Below are 16390 nucleotides of genomic sequence, written 5' to 3' on the forward strand. Positions count from 1 at the left end.
CAAAGCCCCGGCCAGTTGCCGGGGCTTTCTTTAAGGAGCAAAGATGTTGTACCCCATCGCCAGGCATTTCCTGTTCAAACTCAATCCGGAACAGGCTCACGATCTCTCCATGAAATATTTGCCCCGCCTTCTCGGTACGCCACTCGATTGTTTCTTCCGCCAGAATTTGCCGAAACGCCCCGTCACTGTCATGGGGCTTTCTTTTGCCAATCCGGTTGGATTGGCTGCCGGTCTGGATAAAGATGGTGAGTGCATTGACGCGCTGGGCGCCATGGGATTTGGCTTTATCGAAGTCGGTACCGTCACCCCCAGACCCCAGAGCGGCAATGACAAGCCCCGCCTGTTCCGGGTTATTCCGGCAGAGGGGATCATCAACCGGATGGGATTCAACAACAAGGGGGTTGATCATCTGGTGGCCAAGGTAAAAGAGGCCAAATATCAGGGAGTCATCGGCATTAATATCGGCAAGAACAAAGATACTCCCATCGAACAGGGCAAGGATGATTACCTGATCTGCATGGACAAGGTTTATGATCACGCCGGTTATATTGCCGTCAATATCTCTTCCCCCAACACTCCGGGTTTGCGTTCGCTGCAATATGGCGAGGCGCTGGATGAATTGCTGGCCGCCCTCAAGGTGCGGCAGCAAGAGCTGGCCGCCCAATATAAAAAGTATGTGCCGCTGGCGGTTAAAATTGCCCCGGATTTAAGCCTTGAAGAAATAGATCAGGTGGCCGCTTCGCTGGTGCGTAATGGCATTGATGGGGTTATCGCCACCAATACCACCCTCGAGCGCGAGATGATTTATGACATGCCCCACGCCGGTGAAGCGGGTGGCTTGAGCGGTCGTCCGCTGCAGCACAAGAGTACCGAGGTGATCCGTCATCTGGCCAAGGCGCTCAATGGTGCTCTGCCAATTATCGGTGTGGGTGGTATTGATAGTGCCATGGCCGCCCGTGAAAAATTGGCCGCCGGTGCCAGTCTGGTACAAATTTATAGCGGCTTTATTTATAAAGGGCCGGGGTTGGTCAAAGAGATTGTGACCAATATTTAAGAAATAGATGGCGGAGCCCTTTATTTGACGTTGCTGATTTCCTGCATATGGAATAAAGTCAACTGGTAATTATCAAGTAAGGGCTCCAACATGTTTATCCAACCGACCGATAGCTGGCAATGGCACTATGATGCCCAGAGTGACCGTCTGATGTTGGACCTGTCTGATAACATGTTATTTGCTACCGAGTATAAAGGGCGACATTTGGTGCCCAGCTCATTTGCAACCCAGCCTTTTTGTGTCGATGATGCCGCCCTCTATTATCAGTTGATGGATAAAGCAGCCGAACTTGAGTGGAGTATTCCACATCAGGTTCAGTTGGTGCTTAATGCCATCGCGGTCAGTCGTTTTTATAAACCCCTGATGCCGCAAAGCTGGTTTTTTAGTGAACAGCATCCGCAAGTGATCCCGCAAAACGGTGATCTGGTCCTGATGAATACACCCCATGGTAACGGCGAATTTATGGTCATTGAGGCAGGGGAGCAGGCCAGCGTCTGTTTGAACCTCACAGCCGATCTGGTATTGACCACCAGTAAAACCTTGCCGCGTTTCGGGGTGATCAAGGTGATGAATAACCGGATGAAACCGCGTATTACCGTGACCGAGCAATATCGTCAGGTCAGTTGATATATTTTCATCAATCGTTTTATCTCTGTGATTACACCGCTGCCTGTTTTTACTGTTGTCACCTCCATAGTTCCTCGTTTCTGATACTTCATTGATCCGCGAACATCTTGCCCATTCTCATTGATCTTCATGGTTGTGATCCAGCCTCTCTTGAGGCTTGTTACAGTCACTTGCGCCTTGTGTTCTGACCCACGCAGTATCTTGGTCTTCCGTGCTATAAGCATGGTGTCTCATTCTTGTTTCGTTCTGCTTGCGTAGTGCTTCCACCTCGCTATCAACACATCACTCACTGCTGCGATTTTCTTTATACGACATTTTATGCTTGAAACGAGAGCTATTCTCACTTACATTTTGTTATAACATAACAAAATGGAGTTGCCATGAAGTCTCATATTCACCCGGATTATCGTTTGGTGCTGTTCCATGACACGGCGGCAGATGCCTTTTTCCTGGTCGGTTCAACCATCAAGAGCGATCGCCGCTATACGTGGCAAGACGGGAAGGAGTATCCCTATGTGTCGCTCGATGTTTCCAGCCAGTCGCACTCGTTCTATACCGGCAAGCAGAAGCAGGTATCGAGCGAGGGGAGTGTGGCCCGTTTCAACAAGCGCTTTGGCGCATTTTCAAGCAAGAAGGAGTCCTGAATGAAGGTCGTCTGTTCACTCAAATCCGCACGGGCACGTCATCCCGATTGTCAGTTGGTGCGTCGTCGGGGAAAATTGTTCGTGATTTGCAAAAGCAATCCCCGTTTCAAGGCTCGTATGAAGTGATCCGCTAAATGATGTCTGGCCCCATGATCTCGCCATCGGATAGTCATGGGGCCTTTTACCTTTTCACCACCTATCAATCTGTTTCCATCCTGCTGTTTGCGCCGACTTTTGCATGCTCCAGCCCGCCTGATGAGGTATAATACGGCACTATTTTTATGGGTTCCCCGTGAGCGTGATGAAAGAATTTTTTGCAACCTGCCCCAAGGGGCTGGAAAACCTGTTGGCCGATGAGCTGACCAATCTTGGCGCAGAGCAGGTCCGTGAGACCGTGGCTGGCGTCCATTTCAAAGGCGAACTGGCGATTGGCTACAAGGCCTGCCTGTGGAGCCGTTTTGCCTCCCGTATCGTGCTGGTGCTCTCCGAATTCCAGATGAACGACGATCTGGATCTCTATCTGGGCGCCCACACCATTCCCTGGGAAGAGCACTTCTCCGGTACCTCTACCATCGCGGTGGACTTTACCGGTACCAACCCTGCCATTCGCAATACCCAATATGGCGCGCTGAAAATCAAGGATGCCATCGTTGACCGCTTCACCAAGCGCGGTCACGTGCGTCCAGACGTGGACAAAAAGTCGCCGGATATCCGCATCATGGCGCACCTGGGCAAAGGCAAGGCCAATATCACGCTGGACTTGTCAGGCCCGGCGCTGCACCAGCGTTTCTATCGTCAAGGCACAGGTGAAGCACCGCTCAAAGAGAACCTGGCCTGCGCCATGATTGCCCGTAGTGGCTGGGCCGGTGAGCCCATGATGGACCCGATGTGCGGTTCCGGTACGCTGCTGATCGAAGCGGCCTTTATCGCCGCCGACATGGCGCCGGCGCTGCGCCGCGAGCGCTTCGGTTTCGATCGCTGGCTGCAGCACGATAGCGAGCTGTGGCAAAGCCTGATGATGGAAGCGCAAGTGCGAGCCAAACGCGGTATGCAGCGCTGCGAGGTGAAACTGTTTGGTTGTGATGCCGATTCACGTGTGCTGCTCAAAGCCCGTGACAACGCCAAAGCGGCCGGTGTCGCCCATCTCATCACCTTCAAGCAGGCCGATGTCACCAAGCTGGAAAACCCGCTGCCGATGCCTACCCCTGTTGAAGGGGAAGAAGGTCAAGGAGAGGCCCGCCAAGTCGGTATGCTCATCTCCAACCCGCCTTACGGCGAGCGTCTTGGCGAGTTCCCGGCGCTGCTGGAAGTGCATCAGGCCCTTGGCGATGCTCTGCGTCGCAGCTTCCAGGGCTGGAAAGTATCCATTCTTTCTGCCTCACCGGAGCTCTTGAGCTGTCTGCGCCTGCGCGCCGACAAGCAATATCGCCTGTTCAACGGCGCCCTCGAGTGTCAGCTGCGTAACTACCAGATCGCACTGGACTCCGTGGCCTCGCAAAAAGAGGTGGCGCAGGACTTTGCCAACCGTCTGCGCAAGAATCTGAAAACCCTCGAGAAGTGGGCCAACAAAGAGGGCATCGATTGCTATCGTATCTACGATGCCGACTTGCCGGAATACAATGCCGCCATCGACCGCTATCAGGACTATCTGGTGGTGCAGGAGTATGCCGCGCCCAAGGATATCCCCGCTCAGAAGACTCGTCAGCGTCTGCTCGACATGGTTCAGGCCGCCATCAAGGTGACCGGCATGGACGGCGAGAAGGTGATCCTGAAGGTGCGTGAGCGTCAGGAAGGTAAACAGCAGTATCAGAAGCTCTCCGAAGAGCAGCACCGGATGGAAGTGCAGGAGTACGGTGCCCGTCTGTGGGTCAACCTCTACGACTATCTGGATACCGGCCTGTTCCTCGACCACCGTCAGACTCGCCGTATGCTGGGTCAGATGGCCAAGGGCAAGCGCTTCCTGAACCTGTTTGCCTACACCGGCAGTGCCACCGTGCACGCAGGTCTTGGCGGTGCCAGCGAGACCACCACAGTGGACATGTCCCACACCTACCTGAACTGGGCGCAGGACAACATGCGCCTCAACTCGCTGGTGGGCCGTCAGCACAAGTTTGTCCAGGCAGATTGCCTGAAGTGGTTGTCTGAAGCCGATGAGCAGTACGACCTCATCTTCATCGATCCGCCCACCTTCTCCAACTCCAAGCGGATGGACGAGAGCTTCGACGTACAGCGCGATCACCTGTTGCTGATGCAGCACCTGAAGCGCCTGCTGGCAGCGGACGGCACTCTGGTCTTCTCCAACAACAAGCGTCACTTCAAGATGGATCTGGCCGGTCTAGAGGCCACTGGTCTCAAGGCCCAGAACATCACCCAGAAGACGCGACCGAAGGATTTCGAACGTAACCAGCACATCCACAACTGCTGGATCATCACCCATGCGCCGGAGCAAGGCGAGGCGTGATGCTGACCCTGTTTCATACCGACGGTTGCCACCTGTGCGAACAGGCGTGGGCGCTGGTGGAGGAGGCAGGCCTTGCCACTACCACCCGCCAGTGCGACATCATGGATGATGAGCAGTGGCTTGCCGCCTATCGGGTGCGCATTCCGGTGCTGCGTGACGAGGCGGGCCGCGAGCTCGGCTGGCCCTTCACGCTGGTCGAGCTCAAAAGCTGGGCCGCCCGTCAGGGGTGAGAGTGATTTGACGATAAAACGGGGGCAGACCCAGTCTGCTGCCCGTTTTTTTCATATGAAATAAGGAACACACATGGCTCTTTTAACATTGCACGGCGCATGTCTGTCGTTCAGTGATTTCCCGCTGCTCGACAATGCCGAATTGACCATCGAGCGGGGCGAGCGCCTCTGCCTGGTTGGCCGCAACGGGGCGGGCAAGTCCACCCTGATGAAGGTCATTGCCAGCGAATTGCCGCTGGACGACGGGCGTCTGGTGCTGCAGCAAGATTTGAAAGTGACCCGCCTTGAGCAGGATCCGCCTGCTTCCAGCGAGCTGACGGTGTTTGACTATGCCGCCGAAGGGCTGGCGGGGGTGGGGGAGCTGCTCAAGCAGTACCACCACATCTCCATGGAGCTGGCGAGCGATCCGTCAGACGCCAACATTCGCAAGATGAGCGAGTTGCAAGAGCAGCTCGACTATCAGAACGGTTGGCAGTTCGAGACCCGCATCAGTCAGGTGTTGACCCTGCTGGGGCTGGATCCTGACGTGACCCTCGACAGCCTCTCCGGCGGCTGGCTGCGCAAAGTGGCGCTGGCCCGTGCGCTGGCTTGCGATCCCGACTTGTTGCTGCTCGATGAGCCGACCAACCACCTGGATATCGAAGCCATCAACTGGCTGGAAGATTTCCTCAAGGATTTTCGCGGCGCCATCGTCTTTATCTCTCACGATCGGGAATTCATCCACAAGCTGGCCACCCGGATCATCGATCTCGATCGCGGCGCCATCACCTCCTGGCCGGGCAACTACGACGAGTATCTGCAGGGGAAAGAGGAGTGGCTGAGGGTCGAGGAGCTGAAAAATGCCGAGTTCGACCGCAAACTGGCCCAGGAAGAGGTGTGGGTGCGTCAGGGTATCAAGGCTCGCCGTACCCGTAACGAAGGTCGGGTGCGCGCCCTTGAGGCAATGCGCATGGAACGCTCCCAGCGCCACGAGCTGCAGGGCAAGGCCAAGCTGCAACTGGACGAGGTCAATCGCTCCGGCAAGCTGGTGTTCGAGACCGAAGGGCTGGGGCTGGACTTTGGCGATCGCACCCTGTTCAAGGGGCTCGATCTGCAGGTACTGCGCGGCGACAAGATTGCGCTGGTCGGCCCCAATGGCTGCGGCAAATCGACCCTGATCAAGCTGTTGCTGGGTCAGCTTGAGCCGACCCGTGGCACCGTCAAGGGGGGCACCAATCTGGAGGTGGCCTACTTCGATCAGTACCGCGAGCAGCTCGATCCCGAGCAGACGGTGGTGGACAACGTGGGTGAGGGCAAGCAGGAGGTGATGGTGCGCGGCCGCTCCCGTCATATACTCGGTTACCTGCAGGACTTCCTGTTCGAGCCCAAGCGGGCCCGTACGCCGGTCAAGGCGCTCTCCGGTGGTGAGAAGAACCGGCTGCTGCTGGCCAAGCTGTTCCTCAAGCCCAGCAACCTGCTGATCCTCGATGAACCGACCAACGACCTCGACGTCGAGACTCTGGAGCTGCTGGAAGAGCTGCTTTCCGACTACCCCGGCACCCTGTTGCTGGTCAGTCACGATCGTCGCTTCATCGATAACACAGTGACCGGCTGCTGGCTGTTTGAAGGGGATGGCCGCATCAGCGATTACGTGGGTGGTTACGCCGACATGATGGCGACCCGCGAACAGCAGAACGCTCAACAACAGGCCAAGAGCACACCGGTCAAGGCCCCGGAGCCGGTCGTTGCCGCCGCGCCAGAAGCGCCGAAGAAGAGCAAGAAGCTCTCCTACAAGCTGCAGCTTGAACTGGAAGGGTTGCCCGCTCGTCTCGAACAGCTGGAAGCCGAGCTGGATGCGCTGCAAAGCGAGATCAACCAGCCAGGGTTCTTCTCGCTGCCGGCAGATAAAACCCAGCCGAAACTGGATGCGCTCAATGCCGCTGAAGCTGCGCTGGAGCAGGCATTTGCTCGCTGGGAAGAGCTGGAAGGACTCAAAAATCAGGAGTAAGTTCCCTGTAATTAAAACTTAATCCAGTTCAGTGCCTTGTGTCACATAGCCCGGTTAGGGTGGAAGTTTTTGTTTGACCGAGTGCGCTCGCAGGAGTAAAGATGAAAGCGACCGATGCAGAATTGGTCGCTTTTTTTGTTCCACGAAGAGGGTCGTAGATGATGAAGAGACAGAAGCGGGACCGTCTGGAAAGAGCTCGTGCTCGTGGTTATCAGGCTGGCGTGGTCGGCAAACAGAAAGAAGCGTGTCCGTATCAATGCCTGGATGCCCGAGGGCATTGGCTTGGTGGTTGGCGTGACGCCATGGAAGGGCGGGGCTCAGGCCTCTTCATGAAGTAGCAGGTACTTCATCACTCATTACAAAAGGAAAGGGGCCGTTGTGGCCCCTTTGCGTTAATGCTGTTTTACCACCAATCAGAGAGATCAGAATGCGGTGGTATCTTTGAACAGGCCCACTTTCAGGTCGGTGGCGCTGTAGATCGGACGGCCGTCGACTTCGACCACACCATCAGCAATTCCCATCACCAGCTTGCGGTTGATGACACGCTTGAAGGTGATCTTGTAGGTCACTTTCTTAGCAGTCGGCAGGATCTGGCCGGTGAATTTCACTTCACCCACGCCCAGAGCACGACCCTTGCCGGGGCCACCTTTCCAGCCCAGGAAGAAGCCAACCAGCTGCCACATGGCGTCCAGACCGAGACAGCCTGGCATCACAGGATCACCCGGGAAGTGGCAATCGAAGAACCAGAGATCCGGAGTAATGTCGAGCTCAGCCAGGATCTCGCCCTTGCCGTGTTCGCCGCCGTTGTCATTGATCTTGACGATGCGGTCCATCATCAACATGTTGGGGGCAGGCAGCTGACTGTTACCCTCACCAAACAGTTCGCCACGGCTGCAAGCCAGCAGCTCTTCACGGGTAAAAGAGTTCTTGCCCTGTTCGCACAGGGAAAGGCGGGCTTCCATGGTGGTATTGTCTACGGTCACGCGGTATTTCCTTCAAATGGGTCAAAGCTGGGTCAATTTAGCTTACAGTTGTTCGCTAAACAACTCCGATCACTTCATCAGCGGCCAAACAGGCGCCCCAGCAGGGATTGCAGCAGTCCGACTTTGGCAGTGGAGCCGTTCAACTCGTCCAACCGCTCCTGAATACGGCCAAACAGGGTATCGGGCATATCAGGCTCACCGGCGACACAGCCAGTCAGCAACTCGATGGCCTCTTCCACATGGTCCACCGGGTGGATGTGGAACTGGCCCGCTTCAACCGCTGCAATCACCTCGTCAGAGAGGTTTAGCTGCTGGATGTTGGTGCCCGGCAAAATGATCCCTTGCTTGCCGGTAATGCCGTGGATTTTGCACACCCGGAAGAAGCCTTCAATCTTCTCGTTGACGCCACCAACGGCCTGCACATTGCCAAACTGATCGACCGCACCGGTCACGGCGAAGTGCTGATAGATAGGCTGGCGGGCGAGGGCAGAGAGCAGGGCACACAAGCCGGTCAGTGAGGCACTGTCGCCATCAATTTCGTGGTAAGACTGCTCGAACACCAGATTTGCCGACAGGGGGGAGGGGTTCTCTGCACCAAATTTGTTGGAGAGATAGCCGTGGATAATCATCATCGCCTTGGCGTGGATATGACCGGCCAGCTCCGCTTTGCGCTCGATATCCGCCACATCGCCATCACCAAGGTGTACGGTCGCGGTGAGGCGCACCGGCTCACCGAAGTCATAAGGGTGACCGGAGACCTGAATGACAGACAGGCCGTTGATCTGGCCAATCTCTTCGCCATCGGTTTGCAGCAGGATCTGGCCGTCGATAACCCCCTGATCGGACTGCTCAACCAGATAGTTGAGGCGGTAATCCTGCTCTTCCAGTGCGCCGCGAATATGCTCGTCGGTGACCACATCAGATTCCAGCTCCCGGGCCAGACTGTCAGCCATCCGCATGATGGCGGAGAGTTGCACTTCGGAGAGCGACAACCACTCCTGATGGTCACAGAGGCGGCTGGCATGACGACAAAGGGCGGCGAGGGCGGCTGGCGTGAAGTCCAGCAGACTCCAACGCTGGCGCAGCCAGGCCAGGTACTGCAGAAATTCCTGCAGACCCTCTTCAATATTCACCTCTGACACCAGATCCGCGCGCAGGAAGATGCGCTCGGACATATCCCGATCCAGCATCTGGAACTCGGCCACGTCCAGTCGGTCACCGACCAGGATCAGCTTTAGCTTGATAGGGGTTGCTTCAGGCGCGAAGAAGGGGGTCAGGGTTTTCCCTTCCTGATAGGCGTTCCAGTCCAGCTCGCCTTTTTGCATGGCATTTTTCAGTTTGAACCAGAGGTGCGGCTGATCCAGCAGCTCGTCCAGTTGCAAAATGAGGTAGCCGCCGTTGGCTTCGCGCAGCAAGCCAGGCTCCAGCAGGTGCTGGTTAGCATACACAGAGCCTTGCTCGGTCTGGTAGTTGATGGAGCCAAACAGGGTATCCCAGTTGAGATCACGGCCATAAATCACCGGCGCTTCCTGCGCTTCGTGGTGGATCAGCAAGTTGATCAGAATGGGGTGCTGGAATTCCAGACCCAATGCCACGTGAGCCGCCAGATCGGAGAGGAAATCATCGATTTTCGGATCATTGTTCTGCTTGCGCATGATGCGGGTCACGATGCGTTCGGCATCGAGATGGTGGCTCAACAGCTTGAGCAGCTCGCCAACCATTTCGCAAAACTCAACGCCGGTGCCTGGTTGCAGGCGCAGCCAGATAGGCTTGTAGGGGTTGTTCAGATTCTCGGTGTAGCAGAGATCAAACAGGTCACCATCCTTGCCATTTGAGTCGGCAATCAGCGTCTGGCAAACGCCTTCGTAATCTGCGCCGGGAAACCCGTTGAGCAGCATGACCGGACAGTCACCATCAAAACTGGCAAGGCGTTTGATGCCGGAAATGGCTCTGGGTTGCAGCGCAGCAAAGGGGATAGGTTCAAGCTCGCTTAGCTTGGGGAACTGTTCAATCGCAAAAGCGGGTTTTAATTGTTCTGATGTTAATTCAGCCACTTAAGACATCCGGTCGAAGATAGGATCAATTGTTGCCATTATACACAGTTCAATTAGTGGTGACAGGAAACAAGATATGTAATTTAACATAATATACATTATGCGCAGTGTTGTCTGGCCCGTGGCTAGGGGTCAGGAACATAGCAACCGCAAGGGCTACAGCCGTGCCTGTACCTTTTGTGTACTTCGCTAAAATGTCATACCAAGCGCGTTTTAGCTCGGGATCTTCTTCTCTGGCTGCTGCAAGGCTTAGCATGACTTCTTTGACATCAAGGCCGACAGCCTCGGCAATCTTTTTTGCTGTTGCATCAGTGAGTTGCGCTTTGCCTCTGGTAAAGCGTGATATGTGAGATTGCGTGAAACCCAAGTCAGCGGCGACTTCCTGAAACTGGGTGAATTTTTTGGCTCTCATGTAAGCCTCGATCAACGATTTAGAGTCCATTTTTCTTAACTCCTCACTTTATCAATGGCCGTATCATAACCATTTTTGGCCTAAAAAAGCCCGTTGAAACTTACTTGCGAAATTGATCAAATGCCACTTGCCAACCTAATCAAGTGATTGATCTATGACCTACTCTAGCCCACAAAACCAAGATCTGCCTGCGCTCATAGAGCGCAAGGTCTATTGGCAGGCTGAACCGACCGGCGATCTCTCCGCCTGTGTCGCGGGTCAGGTTGAGATGTTTCGGGATCTGCATGAGCTGCGGGTCTATCTGTCCATGACGTATCCCGATACCGTGTTCGAGCTGGTCGAAGTGACCGAGGACACATGGCAAGGTTTCTATGATCAGGGAGTCTTTTTCGATGACTGGTCATAATTCCGTGATGCCGATAAATAGCGTTATCGGCACCAAAACCCTGATCGATTATCTGTCCTTCACCTGGGCGCCGACCGAGTTGCGCCAGATGACCGAGCTTGCCAAACAAGGTGCGCTCTTGAAGGCTATCCCGCGCTTTGACACCAAGGTAAAAGCCCTGCAAGCGGCGTTCTCTGAGCCTGCTGTCGAGGGTCTGCGTTACCTGTGGAAGCGTCCGGTCGGTTTCGCTCCCCTCACCCACTTCGACAAGGTGTCAGAGCGGCTCTGTGATAAGGCGCAGCGGTTGGGCGCAACCCCTGCCCCTACTGCGGCGCGTGTCTACGACAAGGCCACCGAGCGGTTGAGCCTCAAGGGTGTGGTCAAGTCCCCTGCCCCCGTCTTTACCCCTTCCATGACCGAAATGATGGAGCGGGCCTTGCACTCTAACTACCGATCTCGGGCCGACATGCGCAAAGAGCTGAAAGCTGTCTGCGCATCCCTGCTCAAGTTCTCCCAGTTCGAAGTTGTCGAGGGTGCCAAGTATTGGGAAGCCTACAACGATTTGATTGACTGCTACGGGGTGCAATTTCTCGATGCCCTGTGCTGTTCCGAGATCGAGCTGTGGCTGGAAGAACTGAACACCAAGATCGGGGTGCCTATCCCCGAGCCTCGTTTCACTATGCGCCCTCGCCGCTCCGGTCTGCATGGTTACGCCAACTCGGCCGACCTGCTGTGTGATGGCCTCCCCTGTGGCCTGATTGGTTGGGGGGCTGCCAACCACGGTTGCATGGTGAGTTTTTCCGGCGTGGGTTGTGCGGCCCTCGATATGCAGGCTTTGCACTCTGTTATCTCTCACATTCCATCGGTTCGCATCACTCGGGTGGATTTGGCGCTCGATGACTACAGCGGTGAGGTGATCAGTTATCAGGGGGCCATTGATGGCGCTCAGGCTGGCGAGTTTCACCCAGAGCGGGGCCGTGCTCCGGCGTGGATGAAAATCGAATCCGGTGAGTTCGTTATATCCGAGATTGCCAAGGGCATCGTAAAGCGGTTTGGCATGGCACCGACCAAGGGTTGTTCTTTTTATGTGGGCAGCCGGATCAACGGTAAATGTGCTCGGATATACGAAAAGGGTAAACAAATGCAATCGGCAGAGAACCCAAATTGGGTACGCGCCGAAGGCGAGTTACACAATAAAGACCGGATAATACCGCTCGATGTATTGATTAATCCCGACCCTTATTTTGCTGGGATGTATCCGCAATTTGCCAAATGGCTTGATGCTATTAAACAGTCGGAATCTGTTCCGGTACGTGTGACCACCTTTAAAAACAAGTTCAAGACCAGTCGGGACAATGCAGTTTTTCATATGTCTCGCATGGCGGGCCGCCTTGTTAATTGGTTAGCAAGTGTTGAGGGGCTCGCCCCTGAAACGATTGTTCACCAATTAACAGCGCATCTTAAAGAAGATGATATTCCAGCGCGGTTAAGAATGCCGCTACCACCCGAGTTTATATCGGGTGAGCATTGTTTAGTTTGACCTATAAATCAGGTTCTTCAACGAGGTAAATATTATGTCCCTGCTCACTGGTGTTTTGGTAACTCGTGTTACTCATGGTTATGGTGTGTCCCGTAAATCTGGCGCTCCTGTCCCTTATGATTTCGCACAAGTGGAATATCTGGCTCCGGCAAATAACGTCAACAAACCCGAGTGCAATATCCACTCATGGGGTTATGAAGTTCGCCAACTGGCCCTTCGTAATGATGCGGCAACTATCAAAGAAATGGCCGACTGCCCCAAGCTGGTTGCCATTGATCTTGTGCTTGAAGCCGATCCCCAGAATCCGACCCGAAATGTGGTTGTTGGCTTCCAGCCTAACAAAAAGCCGGTATAACCGCCGCGCACCGAGGAGGAGGAGCGAGAGCGCGCAGCGAGCGACGACGAGGGCGCGATAATGCTTTGTCTAGATATTACCTCCGAGGGATATGCTCGATTATCCGAGGGGGATTCTTGCAAATATGTGCTCCTGACTGTGCAGGAGCATTCCAGACTCACGGATATATCAAACTGGTTCCAGTTCGATATATCCACTGTGGGGATTGCCTTTGGCTCTGGCCTTGCCGTCTGGGTCTTGGGCGTAAAATTGGGCGCAATTGCCCGTGTAATTGTTGGTGCAAAACGAGGATAAAATAATGAAAAAAGTATCAGGCTTGTTCCGTAATGCTTGCATTGCGGCTGTGTGTGGTCTGTCTGCTAATGCTGCTATGGCCGAAGGTGGTACTGGCCTCTCTGATGCCGCAGCCAAGGCAATGGAAGCCGCGCAAGCTGACGTCACTAACACCTCTCCCAAGGTGTTGCTGGTTGTCGCACTGGTGACCGCTACAGGTATCGTTATTTCCCTGATCCGTAAAGCCTAAACCATGTCCCTGCTTATCGGGACACTCTGGTTTTTGTTCTTTGTCGAGGGATGGCGAACATCCTTCTCTATTTAAGGCGGCTCCGGTCGCCTTTTTTATATTGGGGGCTGTGTGCGCTTAGGTTGGCTTTTACTGTTATTTCCATCGGCGGCATTTGCAATTGCGGGTTGTCCTGTCGGTGTGCAATTGGGTAACGTCACGATGGCAACTCCATTGCCTGTTTGTCTTAAATTTGAAGGCTCTCAGCTTGGTGGCTGTTTGGTTGCTTGTAATGGTGTGTGTGTAGAGTTGCCGCTGGCAAATACCAAGGGGCCAGTAGAGACTACCGGAACGGCTTGCAGTATTACCGAGAATGGTAGTGGCAACGGCGATTCAGATGGCAGTGGCAATACGCCAGATGAAGGCCCTTCTGGCACTAAACCGATTGCTGGCTGGCTTGATTTTGAACCAGTTATTGGTGATGCCACCGGAACATCTGTTTCGGGGGCTGTTGCTAAACTAAATAAAAACCTTGGTGTTGCTCTGCGTCAGGTTGTTGAAGGTTCTAAACAGGACTCTGGCAATCTTAATTCTATTGCTCATAGTGCCGAGTCATTTTCTCGGGATATGAAAACTGCGCTTTATCATCTTGAACGAACAGCTAACGAAACCTTTTATTCAAAAAGTACCCTCATGGATATCATGGGGCGTATTAATACGTCCAATGATTATTTAGAGAAGATCAGTAAACTTGATTCTTCCTCTGGGGCTGCTTCAGGTGCGGCTGGTACTGGCGGCAATCTTTCAAAGGAATTTGAGGATAAGCTTTTTGGCACTTTGGATTCCATGCGTTATGGCTCTTTGAATAACATTGATTTCAAGATGAGCGATGTTAAAGGCCATTTGGCTGCTATTGAGGGTGCTTTGGGTCGTAATGGCATGGCCGGTAATGTTTACGCCATACGTCAGCTGATGGAGCAAATGTCGTCAGGTTCTTCTGGTGGTGGCTCAATGGGCGGTGGTTCTACAGGCGGCTCAACTGGTTCGCCTAATCAAGAGCAGTTGTTCAATATGCTTGAAGCTATCAACGACAATATAAGCAGAACTGGCGGCACGACAGCCAATAATTCTGGTGATCTGTTGCAGGCTTTCTATGAGTTGCAGCGTCAGCTGGCATCCGGCGAGGCTGGCGGTGGTTCTGGTGGTGATGGTTCCAGTATTGATTATTCCAAGCTGCCAGGCTCTGGGGACAACCCGCTTTCTGTGAAAGAGGCTAAGTATTCTTCTGCATGTTCTGGTAATGACTGTTTCTTTGATGTGGCAGCCATTCAAAAGAAACTGGATGAAGCAAACAAGGCTATCTCTGACAAATACAAAGATATTGGCGATGAAGTCAGGGATATTTTTGATTTTCAGCTTTCCGGCTCTGCTGGGGTTATCGAGTGCTTCGACTTTTTCACTTACGGCGGAAAAGACTATCGCGTTTGTCCACCTGCAAAAGAATATTGGAACATCATCGCCGCGCTGATGATGTTTATTTTCTACTTCATTGCGTTCGCAATTGTATTTAAGAGGTAACACGTCATGGAATGGCTTGGTGAGTTCTTTAATTCGTTCTTCAACGATATATATCAACTGGCTGTGCAGTTCGGTGCATGGCTGGCAATCAGAATGGCGGTGCAATGGGTTGAGTTTAAGTTGTTTATGCTCACCTTCACATGGGACGTTGCCAAGCAGATTTTGGTGAACGTTCACTTTAGTGAAATGATCTCCCAATCCTTTAATGCCCTCCCCGCCGACTTTCGCTCGATGCTGCTCTTTATCCATCTGGATAAGGGGCTCGCCATCCTGACGCAAGCCTTCGTTACCCGCTTCCTGCTGAACATCATGGGGTGGTAAATGTCCATCAAGATCCACCACGGGGCGCCAGGCTCTTACAAATCATCAGGGGCCATCCACACCGATGTGATCCCCGCCATCAAGGCAGGCCGTCACATCATCACCAACGTTCGCGGGTTCACCGCCGAACGCTGCAAAGAGGTACTGGGTAAGGCGGTGCCCGATGAGTTCAAGGTGACTTACATCGACACGGAAGCCCAAGAGGGCCGCGACCACTTGGCCCGCTTCTACCACTGGGCACCGAAGGGCGTGTTCTTTCTGGTCGATGAAGTGCAGCGGATCTTTCCGCCTGCATGGCGTCAGAGTGACCTCGATCGACTTGATTATCCGGGTGGGCCGGAAGTCGCCAAGGCTGATGGGCGACCGGAAACCATAGACGTTGCCTTTGATATGCACCGTCACCACAACTGGGATTTCGTCTTTACTACCCCGAACATCAAGAAGGTTCACGCCGTGATCAGGGCCGCATCAGAGACGGCGATCAGACACACCAACATGAAGATATTGGGCTTTGGGAAGCGCTATAAAACGGTCTTGCATCTGGCGGACAACAGCGGCGCATCCATGTCCGATGTTCTGCAGGCCAAGCCATTCAACAAGGTGCCCAACTATGTTTTCAAGCTCTACGACTCAACTACAACAGGCCAAGTCACGGATACAATCGCGGGTAGCTCGATTCTGCGAGATCCTAAAATTCTGTTTTTTCTGGGTGTTATTGGATTCTGTCTCTATTTTGGCCTCATCAAGCCGGAATTTATTGATAAGCCTAGTAAGGCCCCTGCGCCCTCTCCTGCCGCTGCTGCGACTTCTGGGGCGGTGGGTACTTCGCCCACTGCTGGGGTACGTCCTAGCGGCGCTCCTGTTGCGTCTGATAGCGGGGTTCTTTCTGTAGGGCCGTTTGCGGGGCACAAGCTGATCATCAGTTGCCATGTGTTGGTAAAGGATGAACGGGGATCATATCGGGTCGAGTATTGTTTCGCCCTGCGCAAGGGTGACGATGTGCAGCCTGTTTACAGCGATGACTGGCCGGATCAACTGGCCAGCGTGGATGCTATGAGCGCCTGCCATGCTGTGGTGAAGTATCAGGGCAAGCCTGTTGACGTTTATTGTGATCCAGAAGGTGACGCTCTGCGCCGTAAATACAATGCTGCCCTCTTTGCTGGCGGTGATACCAAAAACAAACCAAGTGATGACCGGACATAAATTAATATAACTGCGTAACGCGATTGTTTATGTTAAATACGATCGCAGGTGTCG

Annotated in this window: 19 protein-coding genes; 15 read left to right on the forward strand and 4 right to left on the reverse strand. The window is 53.9% G+C overall.

What is annotated here, in order from left to right; all coding sequences use genetic code 11:
- The first annotated feature begins 43 nt into the window (after nucleotides 1–43).
- Nucleotides 44–1054, forward strand: coding sequence for a quinone-dependent dihydroorotate dehydrogenase (pyrD, locus tag I6L46_RS06385; RefSeq protein WP_005336601.1), 1011 nt, complete (start codon nucleotides 44–46; stop codon nucleotides 1052–1054).
- Nucleotides 1055–1144: 90 nt separating this feature from the next.
- The gene (locus I6L46_RS06390) at nucleotides 1145–1681 is read left to right on the forward strand and encodes a cell division protein ZapC (protein ID WP_139408155.1); all 537 of its coding nucleotides are present in this window, start codon (nucleotides 1145–1147) and stop codon (nucleotides 1679–1681) included.
- On the opposite strand, the gene I6L46_RS20715 is transcribed toward I6L46_RS06390, so the two are convergent.
- Complete coding sequence (locus I6L46_RS20715) at nucleotides 1669–1812, reverse strand: hypothetical protein (protein WP_254203139.1); 144 nt, start codon at nucleotides 1810–1812, stop codon at nucleotides 1669–1671. The two genes, I6L46_RS06390 and I6L46_RS20715, sit on opposite strands and share 13 nt — an antisense overlap.
- Before the next feature lie 249 nt (nucleotides 1813–2061).
- On the opposite strand from I6L46_RS20715, the gene I6L46_RS06400 reads away from it, so the two are divergent.
- The 6 genes from I6L46_RS06400 to rmf all read left to right on the forward strand — a co-directional run bounded on the left by I6L46_RS06400 (nucleotide 2062) and on the right by rmf (nucleotide 7341).
- Nucleotides 2062–2325: a type B 50S ribosomal protein L31 gene (locus tag I6L46_RS06400; protein WP_042055007.1), complete on the forward strand. Its 264-nt coding sequence runs from the start codon at nucleotides 2062–2064 to the stop codon at nucleotides 2323–2325.
- Nucleotides 2326–2451, forward strand: a complete 126-nt coding sequence (gene ykgO / locus I6L46_RS06405) for a type B 50S ribosomal protein L36 (RefSeq protein ID WP_074042696.1) — start codon at nucleotides 2326–2328, stop codon at nucleotides 2449–2451.
- Nucleotides 2452–2590: 139 nt separating this feature from the next.
- Entirely contained in the window at nucleotides 2591–4786 is a 2196-nt protein-coding gene (gene rlmKL, locus I6L46_RS06410) for a bifunctional 23S rRNA (guanine(2069)-N(7))-methyltransferase RlmK/23S rRNA (guanine(2445)-N(2))-methyltransferase RlmL (protein WP_216978021.1), read from the forward strand.
- On the forward strand, nucleotides 4786–5016 hold the full coding sequence (locus I6L46_RS06415; RefSeq protein ID WP_115521471.1) for a glutaredoxin family protein: 231 nt from the start codon (nucleotides 4786–4788) through the stop codon (nucleotides 5014–5016). The genes rlmKL and I6L46_RS06415 overlap by 1 nt, the downstream gene beginning before the upstream one ends.
- Before the next feature lie 73 nt (nucleotides 5017–5089).
- Nucleotides 5090–7003: an ABC transporter ATP-binding protein gene (locus I6L46_RS06420; RefSeq protein WP_216977674.1), complete on the forward strand. Its 1914-nt coding sequence runs from the start codon at nucleotides 5090–5092 to the stop codon at nucleotides 7001–7003.
- Nucleotides 7004–7164: 161 nt separating this feature from the next.
- On the forward strand, nucleotides 7165–7341 hold the full coding sequence (gene rmf, locus I6L46_RS06425; protein ID WP_010674759.1) for a ribosome modulation factor: 177 nt from the start codon (nucleotides 7165–7167) through the stop codon (nucleotides 7339–7341).
- Nucleotides 7342–7425: 84 nt separating this feature from the next.
- Here the strand turns inward: rmf and fabA are convergent, their stop codons facing one another.
- The 3 genes from fabA to I6L46_RS06440 form a co-directional block, all read right to left on the reverse strand.
- On the reverse strand, nucleotides 7426–7965 hold the full coding sequence (fabA, locus tag I6L46_RS06430) for a 3-hydroxyacyl-[acyl-carrier-protein] dehydratase FabA (RefSeq protein ID WP_196783564.1): 540 nt from the start codon (nucleotides 7963–7965) through the stop codon (nucleotides 7426–7428).
- A 98-nt stretch (nucleotides 7966–8063) separates the two neighbouring features.
- Complete coding sequence (locus tag I6L46_RS06435; RefSeq protein ID WP_043820061.1) at nucleotides 8064–10040, reverse strand: Lon protease family protein; 1977 nt, start codon at nucleotides 10038–10040, stop codon at nucleotides 8064–8066.
- Between the two features lie 49 nt (nucleotides 10041–10089).
- Nucleotides 10090–10482, reverse strand: coding sequence for a helix-turn-helix domain-containing protein (locus tag I6L46_RS06440; protein WP_216977675.1), 393 nt, complete (start codon nucleotides 10480–10482; stop codon nucleotides 10090–10092).
- Nucleotides 10483–10606: 124 nt separating this feature from the next.
- Between I6L46_RS06440 and I6L46_RS06445 the strand changes: the two genes are divergently transcribed.
- The 7 genes from I6L46_RS06445 (at nucleotide 10607) to I6L46_RS06475 (ending at nucleotide 16336) form a co-directional block, all read left to right on the forward strand.
- The gene (locus I6L46_RS06445; RefSeq protein ID WP_019446385.1) at nucleotides 10607–10858 is read left to right on the forward strand and encodes a hypothetical protein; all 252 of its coding nucleotides are present in this window, start codon (nucleotides 10607–10609) and stop codon (nucleotides 10856–10858) included.
- Nucleotides 10845–12377: a replication initiation factor domain-containing protein gene (locus I6L46_RS06450; RefSeq protein ID WP_216977676.1), complete on the forward strand. Its 1533-nt coding sequence runs from the start codon at nucleotides 10845–10847 to the stop codon at nucleotides 12375–12377. Before I6L46_RS06445 ends, I6L46_RS06450 begins: the two co-directional genes overlap by 14 nt.
- 34 nt (nucleotides 12378–12411) lie before the next feature.
- Nucleotides 12412–12732 (forward strand): hypothetical protein, encoded by a 321-nt coding sequence (locus tag I6L46_RS06455; RefSeq protein WP_023583768.1) that lies wholly within the window; start codon nucleotides 12412–12414, stop codon nucleotides 12730–12732.
- Between the two features lie 298 nt (nucleotides 12733–13030).
- Nucleotides 13031–13255 carry a hypothetical protein gene (locus I6L46_RS06460; protein ID WP_019446388.1) on the forward strand — a complete coding sequence of 75 codons (225 nt, stop codon included), beginning with the start codon at nucleotides 13031–13033 and terminating at the stop codon, nucleotides 13253–13255.
- A 111-nt stretch (nucleotides 13256–13366) separates the two neighbouring features.
- Nucleotides 13367–14812 (forward strand): hypothetical protein, encoded by a 1446-nt coding sequence (locus tag I6L46_RS06465; RefSeq protein ID WP_216977677.1) that lies wholly within the window; start codon nucleotides 13367–13369, stop codon nucleotides 14810–14812.
- Nucleotides 14813–14818: 6 nt separating this feature from the next.
- Nucleotides 14819–15133 carry a DUF2523 family protein gene (locus I6L46_RS06470; RefSeq protein WP_019446390.1) on the forward strand — a complete coding sequence of 105 codons (315 nt, stop codon included), beginning with the start codon at nucleotides 14819–14821 and terminating at the stop codon, nucleotides 15131–15133.
- Nucleotides 15134–16336: a zonular occludens toxin family protein gene (locus tag I6L46_RS06475; protein ID WP_216977678.1), complete on the forward strand. Its 1203-nt coding sequence runs from the start codon at nucleotides 15134–15136 to the stop codon at nucleotides 16334–16336.
- The last annotated feature ends 54 nt before the right edge of the window (nucleotides 16337–16390 follow it).

This window comes from Aeromonas sp. FDAARGOS 1416, assembly GCF_019048085.1.
Lineage (GTDB): Bacteria > Pseudomonadota > Gammaproteobacteria > Enterobacterales > Aeromonadaceae > Aeromonas > Aeromonas veronii.

Excerpts from the sequence above, each read along its gene's own strand:
- pyrD (WP_005336601.1), top strand. The coding sequence starts at position 44 with ATGTTGTACCCCATCGCCAGGCATTTCCTGTTCAAACTCAATCCGGAA.
- I6L46_RS06390 (WP_139408155.1), top strand. The coding sequence starts at position 1,145 with ATGTTTATCCAACCGACCGATAGCTGGCAATGGCACTATGATGCCCAG.
- I6L46_RS20715 (WP_254203139.1), bottom strand. The coding sequence starts at position 1,812 with ATGAAGATCAATGAGAATGGGCAAGATGTTCGCGGATCAATGAAGTAT.
- I6L46_RS06400 (WP_042055007.1), top strand. The coding sequence starts at position 2,062 with ATGAAGTCTCATATTCACCCGGATTATCGTTTGGTGCTGTTCCATGAC.
- ykgO (WP_074042696.1), top strand. The coding sequence starts at position 2,326 with ATGAAGGTCGTCTGTTCACTCAAATCCGCACGGGCACGTCATCCCGAT.
- I6L46_RS06415 (WP_115521471.1), top strand. The coding sequence starts at position 4,786 with ATGCTGACCCTGTTTCATACCGACGGTTGCCACCTGTGCGAACAGGCG.
- I6L46_RS06420 (WP_216977674.1), top strand. The coding sequence starts at position 5,090 with ATGGCTCTTTTAACATTGCACGGCGCATGTCTGTCGTTCAGTGATTTC.
- rmf (WP_010674759.1), top strand. The coding sequence starts at position 7,165 with ATGAAGAGACAGAAGCGGGACCGTCTGGAAAGAGCTCGTGCTCGTGGT.
- fabA (WP_196783564.1), bottom strand. The coding sequence starts at position 7,965 with ATGGAAGCCCGCCTTTCCCTGTGCGAACAGGGCAAGAACTCTTTTACC.
- I6L46_RS06440 (WP_216977675.1), bottom strand. The coding sequence starts at position 10,482 with ATGGACTCTAAATCGTTGATCGAGGCTTACATGAGAGCCAAAAAATTC.
- I6L46_RS06445 (WP_019446385.1), top strand. The coding sequence starts at position 10,607 with ATGACCTACTCTAGCCCACAAAACCAAGATCTGCCTGCGCTCATAGAG.
- I6L46_RS06450 (WP_216977676.1), top strand. The coding sequence starts at position 10,845 with ATGACTGGTCATAATTCCGTGATGCCGATAAATAGCGTTATCGGCACC.
- I6L46_RS06455 (WP_023583768.1), top strand. The coding sequence starts at position 12,412 with ATGTCCCTGCTCACTGGTGTTTTGGTAACTCGTGTTACTCATGGTTAT.
- I6L46_RS06460 (WP_019446388.1), top strand. The coding sequence starts at position 13,031 with ATGAAAAAAGTATCAGGCTTGTTCCGTAATGCTTGCATTGCGGCTGTG.
- I6L46_RS06470 (WP_019446390.1), top strand. The coding sequence starts at position 14,819 with ATGGAATGGCTTGGTGAGTTCTTTAATTCGTTCTTCAACGATATATAT.
- I6L46_RS06475 (WP_216977678.1), top strand. The coding sequence starts at position 15,134 with ATGTCCATCAAGATCCACCACGGGGCGCCAGGCTCTTACAAATCATCA.